The organism is Acidimicrobiales bacterium (genome assembly GCA_036399815.1).
GTDB lineage: Bacteria > Actinomycetota > Acidimicrobiia > Acidimicrobiales > DASWMK01 > DASWMK01.
On sequence record DASWMK010000265.1, the window covers coordinates 1 to 17,393 of the forward strand.

The following is a 17,393-nucleotide window of genomic DNA, read 5'->3' on the forward strand; positions in this document are numbered from 1 at the left end:
GACGACGAGCGCCTCGGCTGGGTCGAGCGGCGTGAGCTCGACCAGCTCCGCGTTGGTCATGCGTGGCAGGCGCATGCGCGGATCGTGCACGTAGGCGCTGCCGCCGGTCATGCCCGCGGCAAAGTTGCGACCGACGTCGCCGAGCACCACCACGGTGCCGCCGGTCATGTACTCGCAGGCGTGGTCGCCGGCGCCCTCGACGACGGCGACGGCGCCCGAGTTGCGCACGGCGAAGCGCTCGCCGACCGCGCCGGCGACGAACAGCTCGCCGCCGGTCGCCCCGTACAGGCACGTGTTCCCGGCGAGGACGGGGACGCCGTCGCCCGGCGCGTCGTCGCCCGGCCGCACGACGACGAGCCCGCCGCCCATGCCCTTGCCGACGTAGTCGTTGGCCTCGCCGACGAGCTCCAGCTCGACGCCGTCGGTGAGGAAGGCGCCGAAGCTCTGCCCGGCCGAGCCGTCGAAGCGGGCGAACGCCGTCCCCCTCGGCCGGTGCTCGCCGAACTCGAGGGCCAGCGCCCCGCCGAGCGCGGCGCCGACGGCCCGGTCGCCGTTGGTGATCGGGTAGCGGAGCTCGACCTCGTCGCCCTCCCAGACGGCCCGGAAGGCGTCGGCGGCGAGGCGGTCGCCGAGCGGCGAGCGGGGGTCCTGGAGCGGGACCCGGGCCTCGAACCGGCGGGCCGCGCCGGGGGCCGGCGGCGCCAGCAGCGGGGTGAGGTCGACGGCGTCGGCGCGGGCGTCGCCGGTGGCGCGCTGGCGCAGCAGGTCGGCCCGCCCGACGGCCTCGTCGAGGGACCGGAGCCCGAGCGAGGCCAGCAGCCGCCTGACCTCCTCGGCGACGAACAGGAAGTAGGCCGCGACCCCCTCGGGGGTGCCGGCGAAGTTGGCCCGCAGGTGGGGCCGCTGGGTGGCGACCCCCGGCTTGCAGGTGTCGCGGTGGCAGGCCCGCAGCATGATGCAGCCCTCGGCGATCATCGCCGCCGTCCCGAACGAGAACTCGTCGGCGCCGAGGAGGGCGGCGACGAGCACGTGGCGGCCGGTCATCAGCCCGCCGTCCACCCGCAGCCGCACCCGGCCCCGCAGCCCGTTCTCGGCCAGGGCCTGGCGGGTCTCGGCCAGGCCCAGCTCCCACGGCAGGCCGGCGTGCTTGATCGACGACAGCGGGCTGGCCCCCGTGCCGCCCGACGCGCCGCTCACGTGGACGACGTCGGCCAGCGCCTTGACCACGCCGGCGGCCACCGTGCCGACCCCCGACTCGGCCACCAGCTTCACCGACACCTCGGCCCCGTTGACCTGCTTCAGGTCGTACACGAGCTGGGCGAGGTCCTCGATCGAGTAGACGTCGTGGTGGGGCGGCGGCGAGATCAGGCCGATCCCCGGCTGGGTGTGGCGGAGCCGGGCGATCTCCCTCGTCACCTTGTGGCCCGGCAGCTGGCCGCCCTCGCCCGGCTTGGAGCCCTGGGCCATCTTGATCTGGAGCTCGTCGGCGTGGGCCAGGTACTCCGGGGTGACCCCGAACCGGCCGGAGGCGACCTGCTTGATGCGCGAGTCGCGGTCGTCCCGCCCGAGGCCCCGCGTGGGGAAGCGGGCCGGGTCCTCGCCGCCCTCGCCGCAGTTGGACCGGCCGCCGAGCAGGTTCATGGCCCTCGCCAGGTTCTCGTGGGCCTCGGCGGACAGCGAGCCGTGGGACATGGCGCCGGTGGAGAAGCGGCGGGCGATGGCCGACGCCGGCTCGACCTCGTCGAGGGGGACCGGGTCGCCGGCCGGCACCGGCTCGAGCAGGTCGGCGAGCTCGAGCGGCGGGCGGCCGTTGACGAGGGCGGCGTAGGCCTCGTAGCGCTCGTCCGAGCCCTCGTGGATGGCCCGCTGGAGGAGGTGGGCGGCGGTCATCGCCGCGAGGGCGTCGACGGTCTCCTTGTCCTTGCCGTGGCGCTCGCCGCCCTTGCGCACCCGGTAGAAGCCGGGCGACTCGAGGTCGGCGGCCCGCCGGGCGTGGCGGGCCAGCACGTCCTCGCCGAGCGCCTCGAAGCCGAGGCCGCCCACCACCGACGGCGTGCCCGGGAAGCAGGCGTCCACCACCTCGCCGGCCAGGCCGACGGCCTCGAACACCTGGGCGCCCCGGTAGGAGTCGACCGTGCTGATGCCCATCTTCGACATCACCTTCAGCAGCCCGGCCTCGAAGGCGGCCTGGAGGCGGTCCTGGGCCTCGGCGCTGACCGCCGTCGGGTCGTCGCCGGCGTCGGCCTCGGCGGCGACGGTCTGGAGGGCGAGGCGGGGGCAGACGGCGTCGGCCCCGTAGCCGACGAGGGCGGCGAGCGAGTGGACGTCGCGCACGTCGTCGGCCACCACGACGAGCCCGGCCGCCGACCGCCGCCCGGCGGCGACGAGGCGGGCGTGGACCGCGCCGGCGGCGAGGAGCGACGGCACCGGGGCCCGGTCGTCGCCGACGGCGCCGTCGTCCACCACGAGCAGCCCGGCGCCGCCGTCGACGGCGGCCTCGGCCTCGGCCGCCAGCCGCTCGACGGCCCGCCGCAGCCCTGGGGCCCCGTCGGCCGCCGGGAAGGTGGCGTCGAGGACGACCGCCGGGAACGGGCAGCAGCCCGGGGCGGCGAGCGCGTCGACGGCCGACGGGAACAGCACCGGCGAGCGCAGGACGGCGAGCCGAGCCGCCTCGGGCCCCTCGGACAGCAGCGGGCGGCGGGGGCCGAGCAGGGTGCGCAGGCTCATCACCGACCGCTCCCGCAGCGAGTCGATCGGCGGGTTCGTCACCTGGGCGAAGCGCTGGCGGAGGTAGTGGGCGACCGGCCGGGGGCGGCCGGCGAGGTGGGGGAGCGGCGAGTCGTCGCCCATCGAGAACGTCGGCTCGGCGCCCTCGGAGGCCATCGGCCGCAGCACCATGGCCACCTCCTCCTTCGTGTAGCCGTGGGCGGCCTGGCGGGCGGCGAGGTCGTCGGGCGTCTCGTCGAGCGGCTCGCCCCGGCTCACGGGCAGGAAGCCGTCGGCCGCCCAGCGGGCGTAGGGGGCGGCCGCGGCCAGCCGGAGCTTGCAGTCCTCGTCGGTCAGCAGGCCCCGCGTCGGGTCGACGAACAGCATCTGGCCCGGCCCCAGCCGGCCCCGCTCCACCCGCCCGTGGCCGGCCAGGTCGACGGCGCCCGCCTCCGAGCAGCACGCGACGAGCCCGTCCTCGCAGGCCGCCCACCGCATCGGGCGCAGGCCGTTGCGGTCGAGCACGGCGCCCACGCCGACCCCGTCGGTGAACACGAGCGCGGCCGGCCCGTCCCACGGCTCCATCAGCGCCGAGTGGTAGCGGTAGAAGCCCCTCACCTCCGGGTCGAGGTGGGGGTCGTGCTCCCAGGCCGGCGGCACGACCATGGCCATGGCGTGGCGCACGTCCCGGCCTCCGAGCGTGAGCAGCTCGACCATGGCGTCGAGCTTCCCGGAGTCGGAGTCGTCGCCCTCGAGCAGCGGCGTGAACAGGTCGTCGGGCCCGAGCCCGGCGGCGGCAGTGCCGAGCGGCCCCCGGCCGGCGACCCGCAGCTCGTTGCCGCGGATGGCGTTGATCTCCCCGTTGTGGCACAGGGTGCGGAACGGCTGGGCCCGCTCCCAGGCCGGCGCCGTGTTGGTGGAGAACCGCTGGTGGAAGACGGCGAACGGGGCGGCGAAGCGCTCGTCGGCCAGGTCGAGCCAGAACCGCCCCAGCCCGTCGGCGGCGACGAGGCCCTTGTAGACGACCGTCCGGTACGAGCAGGAGGCGACGTACGTGCCGGACGGCGCCGTGGCGGCCACCCGGCGGCGGAGCCGGTAGGCGGCCCGCTCGGTGCCCGCGGCCGGGGCGGCACCGGGGGCGGGCTCGAACACGGCCTGGAGGAAGCGGGGCCGGCTGGCCAGAGCCTGCTCGCCGAGCTCGGCGTCGTCGGTGGGCGGCACCCGCCAGTCGACCACCCGGATGCCCTCGGCGGCGGCGGCCGCCTCGACCGCGGCGCGGGGGTCGTCGCCCCGCACGAACAGGGCGGCGACCCCCCGCCCGGCGCCGAACACGGCGGGCGGGAGGGGGACGAGGAGGCCGGAGCCGTCGGCCGACCTCGTGTCGGCCAGGATCGCCCCCCGGTGCTTGACGGCGGCCAGGCCGGCGAGGGCAGCGGTGACGACGGCCCTCGACGGCCGCCCTCCGGCGTCGGCGACGAAGCCGATCCCGCAGGCGTCGTGCTCGCGCATCGTGGCGCACACCTCCCAGATCCGGTGGGTCGGTCGGTGGCGCCGTTGCCAGTCGGAGGAGCGTAGTGGAAACCATCGGCCGCTCCGCTCCGTAGAAAGGGGCATGAGCCGTCGCCGCAGGACGTGGACGATCGTCGCCGCCGTCACCGTCGTGCTGCTGGTCGCGGCCGGCGTCGTGTTCTGGTGGAACTTCCTCAGGGACGACAGCCCGCCGCCGGTGGCGCTGTCGACGTCCGGGGGGTCCTCGACGTCCGGGGCCGCGGCCGCGGACGCCAGGGCGTCGGCCGACGGCGACTGGCAGGTGGCCGAGGGCGACTCGTTCGCCGGCTACCGGGTGACCGAGACCTTCGCCGGGTTCGGCTCGCCGTCCGACGCCGTCGGCCGGTCACCGGCGGTGGAGGGGACGCTCACCGTCGAGGGGACCTCCGTGCCGGAGGCGCAGCTCGAGGTGGACATGACCCAGCTGCGGAGCGACACGGGGGCGAGGGACGCCGCCCTGCGGGGCCGGGGGCTCGAGACGTCGGAGTTCCCGACGGCGACCTTCCGCCTCACCGAGCCGGTCGACCTCGGCGGGGAGCCGACCGTCGGGGAGGCGGTGGAGGCGACGGCCACCGGCGACCTCACCCTGCACGGCACGACCCAGCCGGTCGACATCCCGATCGAGGCGGTGTGGACCGGCGACCGCATCGAGGTCGTCGGCAGCCTCGAGCTCGACATGCGCGACTACGGCATCGAGCCCCCGACCACCGGCAGCGTCGTCAGCATCGAGCCCGTCGGCATCCTCGAGTTCCAGCTCTTCTTCGAGCCGGCCGCCTAACCCGGGGCGTCGAAGAAGCGGTCCTTGGCCTGCTGGTAGGCCGCCGGGTCGGTCGTCTCCTCGGCCAGGATGCGGCGCTTGTGGGCCTCGTAGGCGGCCCGCAGCTCGGGGTCGGACCGGAGGCGGTCGCGAAAGGCGCGCAGGCGGGCGGCCTCGCCGCTCGTCGCCGGGACGACGTGCACGTGGAGGCCGAAGACCCTGCCGTCGTGCTCGATGCCGCCGCGGAGCATCGGGCGGGTCGGCGGGAAGGCGTCGGCGGCGGTCTGCGGGCCGAAGCCGAGGTCGAGCAGGACGCCGGCGATGGCCGGCACGTCGGCAGGGTCGGCCTCGATCAGGAGGTCGACGACGCCCTTGCCGGCCAGGCCGGGCACCGACGTCGACCCGACGTGCTCGACGACCGTGCCCGGCCGGGCGTCGGCGACCATGGCGGCGACCCTGGCCGCGACCTCGACGGCGCGGGGGTCCCAGGGCCGCACGAGGTCGGCGACCTCGGGCTTGTCGACGATCAGGCGGTGGCGGTCGCCGGGGTCCACGCGTTCAGGAAGGCGTCGGTGGCGGCCCTGCCCCTGGCGATCAGCTCGTGCTTCTGGTCGTCGGTGATGGCGAACTCGGTGGCCTTGATGCCGAGGTCGTCGACCACGACGGTCCGCTCGACGTCCGCGCCGCTGCGCCGGTAGAAGTCGGTCTGCACCATCGACATGGCCTCGTAGAGCGCCTTGACGTACTCGACCACGTCGCCGACGTGGCTCGGGGGCCGGGGCGCGGCCGACGTGTTCTCGAAGCGGAACCCGAGGGTGGCGACGTTCGGGCCGCCCGTGTCGAAGATCTCGACCGGGTAGTTCCACACCGCGCCGCCGTCGACGTAGACGCTGCCCTCGTCCTGCACCGCGGCGAAGAAGAACGGGATGGACATCGACATGCGCACGGCGTGGGCGACGGCGACCGTCGGGCTGGTGGACGGCGAGAAGACCCGCGGCACCTGGGTCGCCAGGTCGGTCGCCACCACCCGGAGGTCGGGCCGGCCCTGCGCCGCCAGGTCGGCGAAGGTGGCGTCCGGCGAGCCGACCTTGGCGGCCACCTGCTCCCGCATCCAGTCGAGGAACGCCTCTCCCTTGTAGAAGCCGTACTTCTCGACCAGCCGCACCGGTCCCTCGAGCTTGCCGTCCTCGAACTTCCGGAGGTCGAGGGCGAGCATCGTCTCGGTCAGCTCCTCGGGCGTGTACCCGACGGCGACCAGGGCGGCCGTGATCGCCCCGGCCGACGTGCCCGCCACCGCCGTCACCCTGGGCAGGACGTCGCGCTCGGCGAGGACGGCGAGGGCGCCGGCGTAGGCGATCCCCTTCACCCCGCCGCCCTCGAACACGAGGTTGGTGAACGGGTAGCTGGTCGTCATCGCGCCAGGTTGGCAGGTCAGTGGGGGCCGAGGGCGGCGAGGTCGATGTCGACGACGATCGGCTTCGCCCTGGCCCACTGCTCGAACGTGAAGGCCAGGCTGACCGTGCCCCGCTTGGTGTGGGTGCCCCGGTCGCCCTTCCACCAGATGTGCACGACGATGCCGAGCGGCTCCCGCACCTGGCGCACCCGGGTGACGAGGCGCACCGGGAAGCGGGCGACCACCTCGCCGTCCCTCGCCACCCCGACCGTCGTCCCGTCGAACGCGAGCACCCGCCCGAGCAGCGCCTCCGCCCGCCGCTCCCGGTTCAGCGGGTGCCCGGCCGGCGTCACCGCCGGTCCTCGCGCGTCTCGCCGTCGCCCTCGCCGCTCGGCGGGTGGCCGGCCGGCGTCACCGCCCCGGCCTCCGGCGCCCGCCGCGCCGCGCCGGTCAGCGGAGGTCCGGCCACCTCGGCCTCGGGCGGCGGCGGCCCCGGTTGCGCTCGCCGAGCGACCAGGCCCGGCGCCAGGCCCCGGCCGACGGGCCGGACAAGGACGGGGTGGCGCCGGCGTGGGCCCGCCGCCGCGCCGTCCACCAGTCGGTCGTCGCCTCGTCGCCGAGCGCGGCCACCTCCCGCTCGATGCGGGCCGCGAACCGCCTCGTGTCCTCGCCGTCCACCGGGCGCAGGGGCGTCCCGAACGTCACCGTCGTCGACCCCGGCACCGGCAGCCGGTCGCCCTTGCGCAGCACGCCGCCCGTGCCGGCGAGGTGCACGGGCACGACCGGCACGCCGCAGCGGGCCGACAGGTAGGCGGCCCCGCCCCGGAACGGCTGGCCCCACCCGTCGGGGCTGCGCCCGCCCTCAGGGAAGATCAGCATGCTCCACCCCTCGCCGATCAGCGAGGCGGCCAGGTCGGCCGAGCGGCGGGTCACCTTGGTCCGCTCGATCGGGATGGCGCCCATGGCGAGCGCGGACACGGCACCGCTCACCCGGCCGGCGAAGAAGTAGTCGGCCGCCGCGCCCACGACCAGGCGGTGCCGCCACGGCTCGGGGATCGACGTCAGCATCAGCGGCGTGTCGAGGTGGCTGTGGTGGTTGGCGGCGAAGATGGCCGGCCCCTCCAGCCCGTCGAGGCGGTCGAGCCCGCACCGCTCGGGCGAGCCGAGCACGGCCACCGCCGGCCGCATCAGCCCCTCGACGGCGAGCACCCTCGCCACCCTGGCCGGCCACCGCCTGGCCCACGCCGTGTCGTAGTCCGGCCCCGTGCGGCGCACGGCCGGCCGGCGCTCGACGGTCGTCGGGTGGGTCGGCGCCCGGTACGGGAACCCGAGCGAGCCGAGCGTCTTCACGTCACGTCCGCCATGAGGATGGGCGGGGCGTGGAAGTGGGTGACGCTCGGGTCCGGGCCGACCACGTCGGTCGCCATCTCCAGCGCGTCCGCCAGCGTCGACGCCGGCTTGAACCCGAGCCGGCGCACGGCCCGCTGGTTGCCGCCGACCACGATCACGCCGCCGAGGTGCTGGAGGGCGTGGGCGCCCCAGTACCACATGTAGAACGGGTGGACGCCGTGGTAGGCGTACGAGGTCCGGTACAGGTGGCGGTACCACTCGTCGGTGGCGAAGGACTCCTCGTACTTGGACTCGATCTCCACCGGGTCGGTCGTCTCGGCCAGCACCTGCTCGAAGAAGTCGATGTAGCTCGGGTGGTGGACGGGGTGGAACTCCCACGGCGTCGGGTGGCTCATGATCAGCACCCCGCCCTGGCGGACGAGCGGCCGGCCCCGGTACAGGTTGAAGAAGTAGCCGAGCCCGAGGCACATCACGAGCACCGGGTTCATGATCGAGTGGACGTTGTACGGGCTGATGTAGGGCAGCCCCATCGTCAGCACGTCGGTCTGGCCCTCGACCGGCACGAGGTGCTGGCGGTGGACGTGCTCGGTCGTCAGGCGGTGGACGGCCTCGATGTCGCCGGCCTGCACGGACGTCATCTGGTGGGGCGACTCGATCGAGTGGAAGATCGACCGGGCCAGCTTCGGCGGCGTGCGGTCGAGCGCCTTGGAGGAGGCCACGAACGTCGCCCGGTCCCTCGCCGACCACTCCCACTCCCGCTTCTGCAGGAAATGGAACGGCTCGGGGAACGTGTTCGTGTTGAGCGTCGTCTCGATCTGGAAGATCCGCACGCCCGCGTCGCGGATGACCTTGCCCATGCGCCAGTTGGACGAGTGCAGCTCGCTGCTGTGCTGGTCCATGAACGACCGGCTGTGCTGCATGGTGCGGACGTTGTGGTGGTGGCGCAGGCTGCGGTAGCTGGCGAGGCCGGTGGCCGTCGACTTGTGGCCCCCGTCCATGGCGACGAGGTTGATGTTGACGTAGACGAGCAGGTCGCTCTCGGCCGCCCGCCGGTTGATCTCGACCTCCTCGCCCCGGTCGGTGGTGCCGAGGAAGGCGAGGGCCGACGGGTCCTCCGCGTCGTGCTGGGTGAGCAGGCCGTGCGGGGCGAAGGCGTCGTAGACCCGGTCGCCGAGCGCGTGGCGCAGCTCCGACTCGGTCATCCGCCGGTGCAGGGCGAGCGCGGCGATCAGCACGACGTCGTCCACGCCGGCCTCGGCGGCCAGGTCGAGCACGGCCTCGATCACCCGCTGGCGCACGTCCGGCCGGCGCATCTTCGGCAGCGGCAGCGACACGTCGTCGAAGGCGATCGTGAGGCGCATGCCCGGGCGCAGCAGGGCGGGGAGGGGCTCGCAGTCGAGCGGGTGGAGGAGCGCGTCGCGGATGGCCTGGTCGGGGTCGCGCAGGGCGTCGAGCGGCTCGGGCGGGTAGACGACCCGCGACCCCACCGGGAGGCGCTCCAGCCGGAAGCCCTCGCCGTGGTGGAACAGGGTCGGCGGGGTCGACCGGTCGACCTCGAGCACGAAGCCGGGGCGGGGCATCAGCGGTTCCTCTCTCGGCGCAGGTCGAAGGCGATCTTCACGGCGCCCCGGCGGCCGGCCTCCGCGGCGTGGGCCAGGGCCTCCTCGTAGCGGTCGAGCGGGTAGGTGGCCGACACCAGCCTGCCCAGCCGGGCCGCCCGCACCAGCTCGAAGGCGAGGTCGAACGTGCGCCGCCCGCCCTGCTCGGTGCCGTAGGCGTACGCGCCCCGCAGCTCGATCTCCCGCTGCCAGAGGGGCGTGAGGTCGACCGACACCTCGCCGGGCATGCCGGCCAGCACCACCCGGCCCCGGGGGCGGGTGACGGCCAGCGAGTCGGCCACGCTGCCGGCGCTGCCCACGCAGTCGACGACGGCGTCGGCCCCGCCGGCCAGGCGGCCGTCGACGACGAGCGTGCCGGTCGCCCGGCGGACGCCCCTCGCCACCTCGCCGGGGGCGACCACCACGTCGGCGCCGAGGTCGAGGGCGAGCGCCCGCTGCTCGGGGTGCTTGGCCACGGCGAGGAGGGTGGCCGGCGGCCGGAAGCGGCGGAGGGCGGCGACGGCGCAGAGGCCGATCGTCCCCGCGCCGAGCACGACCACGACGCCGGCGGCCTCGGACACGGCCAGCGCGGCGTGGACGGCGCAGGCGGCCGGCTCCACCATCACCGCGGCCTCGTCGGCCAGGTCGTCGGGGACGGGGTGGACCTGGCTGCCGTGGGCGACCAGCTCCCGGCCCCAGCCGCCGCCGGTGTCCGCGCAGAACCCGGTCTGGAGGCCGGGCCTCAGGTGGCCGTGGGCGATGCGCTCGCAGTTGCCGAGCCGGCCGGCGGCGCAGGCCGGGCAGGGCGGGTCGACGCCGCGGGCGGCGCAGCCGAGCACCGGCTCGATCACCACCCGGCCGCCGTCCTCCAGGTCGCCGACCACCTCGTGGCCGGGCACGAACGGGAAGCTGACGATGGGCTCGAACCAGCGCGAGCTGACGGCGTCGATCGTGGCCAGGTCGCTGCCGCAGATGCCGGCCAGCCGGGGCCGCACCCGCACCCAGCCCGGGCCGGGCAGGTCGGGCGGGTCGACGTCGTCGAGGGACAGCGGCCCGACCCTCGCGCCCCGGCCCGGCGCCAGGCGGCCGGCGACCCTGGCGGCGGCGAAGCGGGGGAGCGACCGCTCGAAGACCAGCGCCCTCACGGCCTCACGGCACCTTCGCCGTGCGCCGGGGCGCGAGCGGCAGGAGCGGCTTCACCCCGCCGGGCGCGGCGGCGAAGTGCTCGACCAGCCAGCCCCGCTTGCGGGCGATGGTGGCCAGGCGGGTCTCCGGGTTGACGGCCACGGGGAAGCCGACCGCCTCGAGCATGGGCAGGTCGCTGGCGCTGTCCGCGTAGGCCACGCCCTCGGCCACCGACAGCCCGTGCTCGTCGGCGTAGTCGGCCATGGCCTGGGCCCTGGCCTCGCCGGTCGGCGGGGCGGCGGTGAGCTCGCCGGTGTAGCGGCCGCCGGTCGCCGTCATCCGGGCGCACACCACGTCGTCGAACAGCGGCCCGAGCGGCTTCACCACCCACTCCAGCGCGCCGGTGATGAGCACCGTCCGGTGCCCGAGGGCCCGGTGCTCGCGGACCCGGCGGATGGCGGCCGGGAACGACTTGGTCAGCAGCAGCGCGGAGAACAGCTCGGCGGCGTCCTCGTCGAGCTGGGCGACGGGCGCGCCCTCGTAGCGCCGGTAGAAGTGGCGGAGGAAGTCGCTGCGGTCCCGGCGGTCGAGGGCGAGCAGCGACGGCGCCTCCCACAGCGTGCGCAGCACGAAGCGGAGCTTGTCGTCCGAGCGGAGCCGGCGGGTGGCCAGCCAGGCGTAGCTCTCGACCACGTTCGAGGCGATCAGCGTGTTCTCGAGGTCGAAGGCGGCGAAGTGGCGGTCGGGCGACAGCACCTGGGCCCGCAGCCGCTCCTCGCGGTTGGCGCCCGTGCGGGTCGACGGCCCGGTCCGCACCCGGCCGTGCTCGACCACCGACGGCAGGTGCACGTCCCGCACGTACGGGCCCCACTCGACGACCCGGGGGTCGAAGCAGAAGTCCCGCCGGTCCTCCTGGTCCAGCGCCTCCCACCGGGCCAGCAGGCGGTCGACCCCGAACACCGCCTCGCACTCGGCGTACGCGCCGTACAGCTCCACGTAGCCCATGGCCCGGTCGATCTGCTCGCGCCGGTCCTCGATGCGGGCGCTCACGTCGGCCTGCTTCCCCCGCAGCGGCAGGGTGGCGAGGGCCCGCTCGGCCCGCTCCAGCGACGTCCTGGCCCGGTGCAGCTGGGCCTGCACCCGGCCCCGGCCCGGGAACGACCACTCGGGCACGACGATGGGCTGGCCCTGGCTGTCGTACAGCGGGTGCTCGGTGAACCAGCCGCTGACCAGGTCGACCAGGCGGCGGTAGCGCAGCGGGTTGACCGAGCCGGACGCCACCTGGACGACGGTCGGCTCGGGCGGGGGCGGCGAGGCGGCGACCTCGACGATGGCCGCGGCCACGAGGTCGACGGGGATCACGTCGACCACGCCCTCGGGCACGCCGGGGAAGTCCTTCAGCAGGCCCTTGGCGAACGAGATGATCACCGGCTCGGCCATGCGGAAGCCCCTGATCCAGCCGGGCTTCGGCTCGGCGAGGGCCGACTCGATGATCGACGGCCGCACGATCGTCACCGGCAGGTCGCCCCTCGTCTCCAGCAGGGCGACCTCGCCGAGCGCCTTGGTGTAGGCGTAGGCGTCGGGCCAGCCGAGCGACGCCGCCCTGGCCCGGCCGGCCTCGACCAGCCGGTCGCCCACCCAGCGGGCCCGGCGCTGCTCGGTCTTCTCGGCGAGGAGGGGCACGCCCGCCGCGCCCAGCTCCCGGTGGGCCTCCTTGCGGAAGCGGGCCAGCATCTCGGGGGTGCGGCTCTCGGCCTCGGCGTCGGCCCTGGCCCGGCGGGCGGCGGCCACCTCGGCCCGCCAGTCGACGTCGACCCAGAACGGGCTCGCCGTCACCGGCTCCTCGGGGGCCGAGCCCCGCCGGTTGCCGGCCACGTAGCAGGTGGAGACGGCGACGAGGTGGGCCCGGGAGCCGAGGTCGTGGAGGGTGGCGGCCACCCGGGACGGGCCGAGCAGGTTGACCTCGACGGCGGCGTCGAGGGGCGAGTCGAAGGCGACCGAGGCGGCCGAGTGGAGGACGGCGTCGCAGGCGGCCAACGCCTCCCGGCCGGCGTCGTCGAGGCCGAGGCCGTCGGTGCCCACGTCGCCCTTCACCACGGTGAGCCGGCGGGCCATCTCGGCGTCGAACCGGTCGCCCAGCTGGCCGCGGAGGCGGTCGAAGGCGTCGTTGCGGAGGACCTCCCGCTTGACCCGCTGGGCCGGCGAGGACCGCCGGCCGCCCCGCACGAGCAGGACGAGCTCGCAGCCGGGCACCGAGCGCAGCAGCCGCTCGACCAGCGCGGTGCCGAGGAACCCCGTGCCGCCGGTGACGGCCAGGCGCCGGCCGTCCAGCGCGTCGCGGATCATCGCCCCCATTCTCTACCATCTGGTAGATGGGCACGCGAGAACGGGCGCTCGACGCCGCGCTCGTGTCGTTCGCCAGCCGGGCGCTCGGCGCTGCGCCTGTCTATCGCTTTCGCTTCGGCGGTGGAGGAGGTCCAGGGTCAACGGAAAGCTCCGGGAATACTTGATCGGACGGAACCCACGAGGACGCGCTAGGGAGCTTACTTTTATCGGTTTCTACGAGTGACCGGTAGAACTCTCCATTCGCTGCATAGGTAGTCGCCCTGAGAGCCGCTCGCTGAGCTGCAGTGACGCTCTCAGAAGGATCAACGTCGGCGACTGCCATATCGGTTAGCTCATCGTAAAGCGCCCATCGCTCCTTGCCATCACGAACCTCGTAGTAGAGGTGGACTCGGTTAGGATCGCTCCCGGGAGGCGGCGGCTTAGGGTCCGACGCAAGCTCGACGCGTCGACGCCAGCGATGGAAGGTACTTATCCAATTTGGCTGCGATTGATCGTTAACGAAGGACTCGAAGCGCTTACTCCAACGACCTCGCCGGCGTAGACCGCTCTCGCCTGCCCACAGGAATGCGGTCCTCGGGTAGCGGTAGAGCACCGTCGGCGCCGAAAGGCAATCGCCGATATGGCGCTCTAGGCCATTCAGCGCCTGCCAAGCGCGCTCCATGTCCTCGACCGTTGGGTTATGCCCAGCGTGGACAACCCGGTGACGCAGATTCACAAGCCGTTGAAAATATTCGCCGACTGGGCCCCGTCCGTTCGGGTCCCAGTCCCCCCCGAGTCGAGGAGGAAACGCGGATAGTACCTTCGCCTGGTGCCCCGTTCTACGACCGAGCAACTTCACCGCATCCAGCGGTGTCGTCCCTTCTTCCCAAGCCAGCTGCAGAAGAAGGCTATCTAAGAGGACTTCGCCTGTTGTGGCGAGAGTAACCACAGTAAGGCGGGCGCTGCCATCTAACCTCCGCTGGACGATGGCCTCCCGCCTCAGGTCACTAGCTAGAGCGTACGGGTGGCCGCGTGAGAACTGGTCCAGTGTAAGGCTCACACGCCGAAGCTGGGCATCGGACAACGGGGAAGCATCGAGGCCGAACAGTTGAGGGGCAGCCGAGCCGGTGACTCGGTGTGAAACCGGTTCGCCGAAATTCGGACGCGAACCATCGAGGTGTATGTGGCCGGGGAAAACTGTTATGACTGGAGGAAGGTGAGAACGGGTGATGATTCTCACCGGTAGACGGGACACCTCGCCGACTGCCCGTTGTACTCCCGCAACCGCCTCAAGTGCTAGATCGAGCGCTATGTCAATAGCGCGTTCATCCTGAGGCACAGCAGTTGGGACGCAAGCTTCTATAATCGTCAGGCCCGCTTTGAGTGACGTCATATCCGGCGGAGGAAGGCGTTCGCCCCCCGGAGGAGTAGATGGCGACGCCGCTCCTCGGACGCAGGCGGCCGCATACGACGTGACGTCAACAATGTCGCTGACTAGAACGTTCGCAGTACGTTCGATCTGGTGAACCATTAGCGAACAGTGCAATCCAATCGGTGGGCGCGACTGTAGACGATCCATTTCCTCAGGACTGACGCCCCACTGTCCCACCCACCCGTGCGGTAGGCCGATGGGGTGTGGAAGAGGCAGGAAAAACCAAAGGCAAGGAACTCCGTCGCTCGCGTTCACGCTCCGCTCCCCGGCAGTCCGACGACGGGCTATGGTAAAGTAACCAGCCAGGTCCCGGCTACCTGCTGTGCTCTCGATGAGAAGCGTCTCCTCCCTGCCGCAGCGAACCGCACACGCGCATCTCCGCACGCGAGAACGGGCGCTCGACGCCGCGCTCGTGTCGTTCGCCAGCCGGGGCTACGAGGCGACCTCGCTCGACGCCCTGGCCGCCGAGCTGGGCGTGCGCAAGCAGACGATCCTCTACTACTTCCCGTCCAAGGAGGCCCTGCTCGGCGCCGTGGTCGACCGGTCGGCCGGGGAGCTGTCGGCTGCCCTCGAGTCGGCGCTGGCGACGGCCGGCACCGGCTGGGCCAGGGTCGAGGCCGTCGTCCGCTCGGTGTTCCGGCTGGCGGCCCGCCGCCCCGAGCTGCTCGGCCTGCTGCGGGAGGTCAGCCGCCTCGGCCCGCCGGCCGCCACCCGCCTGGCCGACGCCCTCGAGCCCCTGGTCGACCGGGCCAGGTCGTTCCTCGAGGCGGAGATGGACGCCGGGACCATGCGCCGCCAGGACGCCCGCCTCCTGCTCCTGTCCGCCTACTCTGCGGTGATCGGCGTCGCCACCGAGGTCGAGGTGCTCCGCGCCCTGGGCGTCGAGCCGACGTCCCGCTCCCTGGTCCGCCGGCGGTCCGAGCTGCTGGCGTTCCTGCGGTCGGCGCTCGTGGCCGAGCCGGTGCCGTCGCGGTGAAGGGCAGCTAGCCGAGGGCGTGGGCGAAGCGGTCGTCGGCCTCGTACCGGTCGAGGAACGTGCCGCCCTGCCAGATGCACTGGTCGCCGACCGTCCCGAGGCCGCCCGCCGTCCCGTACAGCACGTGGAGGATGCCGGCCTGGGAGTGCGACCCCGTGGCGTCGGCGATCGTCTCGTAGGGGGCGCCGATGGCGAGGTCGGCGTGGCCGTCGGCGGTGAAGTCCCTGGCCAGCACGGCCCACCCGAAGTGCTCCACGCCGGTCGCCACCTCGCAGACGCCGGCGGTGTCCTGGTGCCACAGCTGGTCGTCCGGCGCCGTCGACTGGAGGCCGGCCGGCGAGCCGTGCAGGACGGCGACGGCGCCCGTCTGGGCAACGCCGCCGACCGTCTCGTAGGGGATGCCGACGGCGAGGTCGTCGCGCCCGTCGCCGTCGAAGTCCCCGGCCGACACGGCGAACCCGAACCGGTCGCCGGCCTCGGGGATCCCCCGCACGCCGGCGCCGCCCTGGCCCCACACCTGGTCGTCCGGCGCCGTGGCCTGCAGGCCGGCGGCCGAGCCGTGGAGGACGGCGACGACGCCGCTGTCGGCGAGCCCGCTGCGGTCCTCCTGGGGGACGCCGACGGCGAGGTCGCCGAACCCGTCGCCGTCGAAGTCGCCGATCGCCAGCCGGTCCCCGAACTCGTCGCCCACCTCGGCGCTGTCCCGCACGCCGGCGCTGTCCTGGTGCCACAGCTGGTCGGCGGGGGCCGAGCCCTGGAGGCCGCCCGAGGAGCCGTGGACCACGGCGACGGCGCCGTCGTCGTCGACGGTGACGTCCTCCTCCGGCACGCCGACCGCGAGGTCGGCGAACCCGTCGCCGTCGAGGTCGCCGGCGGCCAGGGCCTCGCCGAACCGGTCGCCCACCTCCGCCGCGTCGTCGACCCTCGCCGTGTCCTGGGTGAGCAGCAGGTCGTCCGGCGCGTCCGCCTGCAGGCCGCCGGCCGACCCGTAGAGGACGGCGACGGCGCCCGCGACCACGACCGCCCCGACGTCGTCCGACGGGACCCCGACGGCCAGGTCCACGTACCCGTCGGCGTCGAAGTCGGCGGCGGCCAGGGCCGAGCCGAACCGGTCGGCCGAGTCGGCGGTGCCCCGCACGCCGGGCGTGTCCTGGGTGAGCGCCTGGTCGTCGGGCGCCGACGCCTGGAGGCCGTCCGGGCCGCCGTACAGCACGTGCACGGCGCCGGCGTCCACGGCCGCCCCGACGTCCTCGTCCGGGACGCCGACGGCGAGGTCGGCGTGGCCGTCGCCGTCGAAGTCGCCGCTCGCCAGCGGCTCGCCGAAGCCGTCGTCGGCCTCGCCGGCCTCGGCGAGCCCCTGGCGGCCCTGCGACCAGAACTGGTCCTCGATGCTGCCGGGCGGGCCGTCGTCGAGGGCGCCGGGAGCGGCGTAGACGACCTGGACGGCGCCGGCGTCGTCCACGCCGTCGACGGTCTCGCCGGCCACGCCGACGGCGAGGTCGGGCAGGCCGTCGCCGTTGAAGTCCCCCGGCGCGGCGGGTCCGCCGCCCGCCTCGGCCGGCCCGGCACCGGCCGCCGCGGCGAGCAGGGCGACGACGACGCCGACGGCCCTCACCACGGGGCGACTGTACGCCCGGTGGTCAGCGGCCCGCCGGCCCGGCCGCGGCGTGCTCGTCCCTCCGGCGCTCGGCCCGCACGGCGAGGCCCGCGTAGCCGGCGACGACGGCCGCGGCGGCGACCGCCCTGAGCGGAGCGGCCAGCGACTCGGGGTAGACGACGCCCTCGACGTAGCGGTCGACGAAGCCGCCGTCGTAGGCCCCGGCGTCGCCCAGCCGGCGCAGCAGCTTCTCGAGCGGGGTCAGCGGGTAGGTGAACCCGACCGTGAGGATGGCGACCGCGTAGACGACGGCCGGCACGTGCGCCCACACCAGGCGGGGCCACCGCCAGGCCAGCAGGCCGCCGAGCGCGACGAACAGGATGAAGCCGAGGTGGACGATCACGACGGCGTCGGCCAGCAGTCCGTACCCCATCCCGGCTGGGCACGGTACCGGCGGGCGGTCGGATCGCTGGCCCCGTTCACCTGGCCGTCGGTCATCGCCGTGCTCGCCGGCGGGATGGCGGCGATGGTGGTCGGGTCGCGCCTGCCCCCGGCGCCGGCCGTCGTCGCCCCTGGCCGCCGGCTC

The 17,393-nt window shown here is 74.4% G+C and carries 12 protein-coding genes; 2 read left to right on the top strand and 10 right to left on the bottom strand.

Annotated elements, in window-relative coordinates; translation table 11 throughout:
• Positions 1–4,215, bottom strand: a 4,215-nt coding sequence (gene gltB, locus VGB14_20070) for a glutamate synthase large subunit (GenBank protein HEX9995229.1), incomplete at its 3' end; no start/stop codon positions are given.
• A 103-nt stretch (positions 4,216–4,318) separates the two neighbouring features.
• Here gltB and VGB14_20075 point away from each other — a divergent pair.
• Positions 4,319–5,032, top strand: coding sequence for a YceI family protein (locus VGB14_20075; GenBank protein ID HEX9995230.1), 714 nt, complete (start codon positions 4,319–4,321; stop codon positions 5,030–5,032).
• Here the strand turns inward: VGB14_20075 and VGB14_20080 are convergent.
• The 7 genes from VGB14_20080 to VGB14_20110 all read right to left on the bottom strand — a co-directional run bounded on the left by VGB14_20080 (position 5,029) and on the right by VGB14_20110 (position 12,823).
• Positions 5,029–5,565, bottom strand: coding sequence for a GrpB family protein (locus VGB14_20080; protein ID HEX9995231.1), 537 nt, complete (start codon positions 5,563–5,565; stop codon positions 5,029–5,031). The two genes, VGB14_20075 and VGB14_20080, sit on opposite strands and share 4 nt — an antisense overlap.
• Complete coding sequence (locus VGB14_20085; protein HEX9995232.1) at positions 5,538–6,425, bottom strand: patatin-like phospholipase family protein; 888 nt, start codon at positions 6,423–6,425, stop codon at positions 5,538–5,540. The genes VGB14_20080 and VGB14_20085 overlap by 28 nt, the downstream gene beginning before the upstream one ends.
• A gap of 17 nt (positions 6,426–6,442) precedes the next feature.
• Positions 6,443–6,757 carry a hypothetical protein gene (locus VGB14_20090; protein HEX9995233.1) on the bottom strand — a complete coding sequence of 105 codons (315 nt, stop codon included), beginning with the start codon at positions 6,755–6,757 and terminating at the stop codon, positions 6,443–6,445.
• Between the two features lie 97 nt (positions 6,758–6,854).
• Positions 6,855–7,754 carry a lysophospholipid acyltransferase family protein gene (locus VGB14_20095; GenBank protein HEX9995234.1) on the bottom strand — a complete coding sequence of 300 codons (900 nt, stop codon included), beginning with the start codon at positions 7,752–7,754 and terminating at the stop codon, positions 6,855–6,857.
• Positions 7,751–9,334, bottom strand: coding sequence for a lactate racemase domain-containing protein (locus VGB14_20100; protein HEX9995235.1), 1,584 nt, complete (start codon positions 9,332–9,334; stop codon positions 7,751–7,753). Before VGB14_20100 ends, VGB14_20095 begins: the two co-directional genes overlap by 4 nt.
• Complete coding sequence (locus VGB14_20105) at positions 9,334–10,497, bottom strand: zinc-binding dehydrogenase (GenBank protein ID HEX9995236.1); 1,164 nt, start codon at positions 10,495–10,497, stop codon at positions 9,334–9,336. Before VGB14_20105 ends, VGB14_20100 begins: the two co-directional genes overlap by 1 nt.
• Positions 10,498–10,501: 4 nt before the next feature.
• The gene (locus tag VGB14_20110; protein ID HEX9995237.1) at positions 10,502–12,823 is read right to left on the bottom strand and encodes an HAD-IB family hydrolase; all 2,322 of its coding nucleotides are present in this window, start codon (positions 12,821–12,823) and stop codon (positions 10,502–10,504) included.
• A 1,742-nt stretch (positions 12,824–14,565) separates the two neighbouring features.
• Between VGB14_20110 and VGB14_20115 the strand changes: the two genes are divergently transcribed.
• Positions 14,566–15,210 carry a helix-turn-helix domain-containing protein gene (locus VGB14_20115; protein HEX9995238.1) on the top strand — a complete coding sequence of 215 codons (645 nt, stop codon included), beginning with the start codon at positions 14,566–14,568 and terminating at the stop codon, positions 15,208–15,210.
• Positions 15,211–15,217: 7 nt separating this feature from the next.
• Here the strand turns inward: VGB14_20115 and VGB14_20120 are convergent, their stop codons facing one another.
• Together VGB14_20120 and VGB14_20125 are read right to left on the bottom strand one after the other, a co-directional pair.
• Positions 15,218–16,828, bottom strand: a complete 1,611-nt coding sequence (locus tag VGB14_20120; protein ID HEX9995239.1) for an FG-GAP repeat protein — start codon at positions 16,826–16,828, stop codon at positions 15,218–15,220.
• 22 nt (positions 16,829–16,850) lie between these two features.
• On the bottom strand, positions 16,851–17,240 hold the full coding sequence (locus tag VGB14_20125; GenBank protein HEX9995240.1) for a DUF2784 domain-containing protein: 390 nt from the start codon (positions 17,238–17,240) through the stop codon (positions 16,851–16,853).
• Positions 17,241–17,393 lie beyond the last annotated feature (153 nt).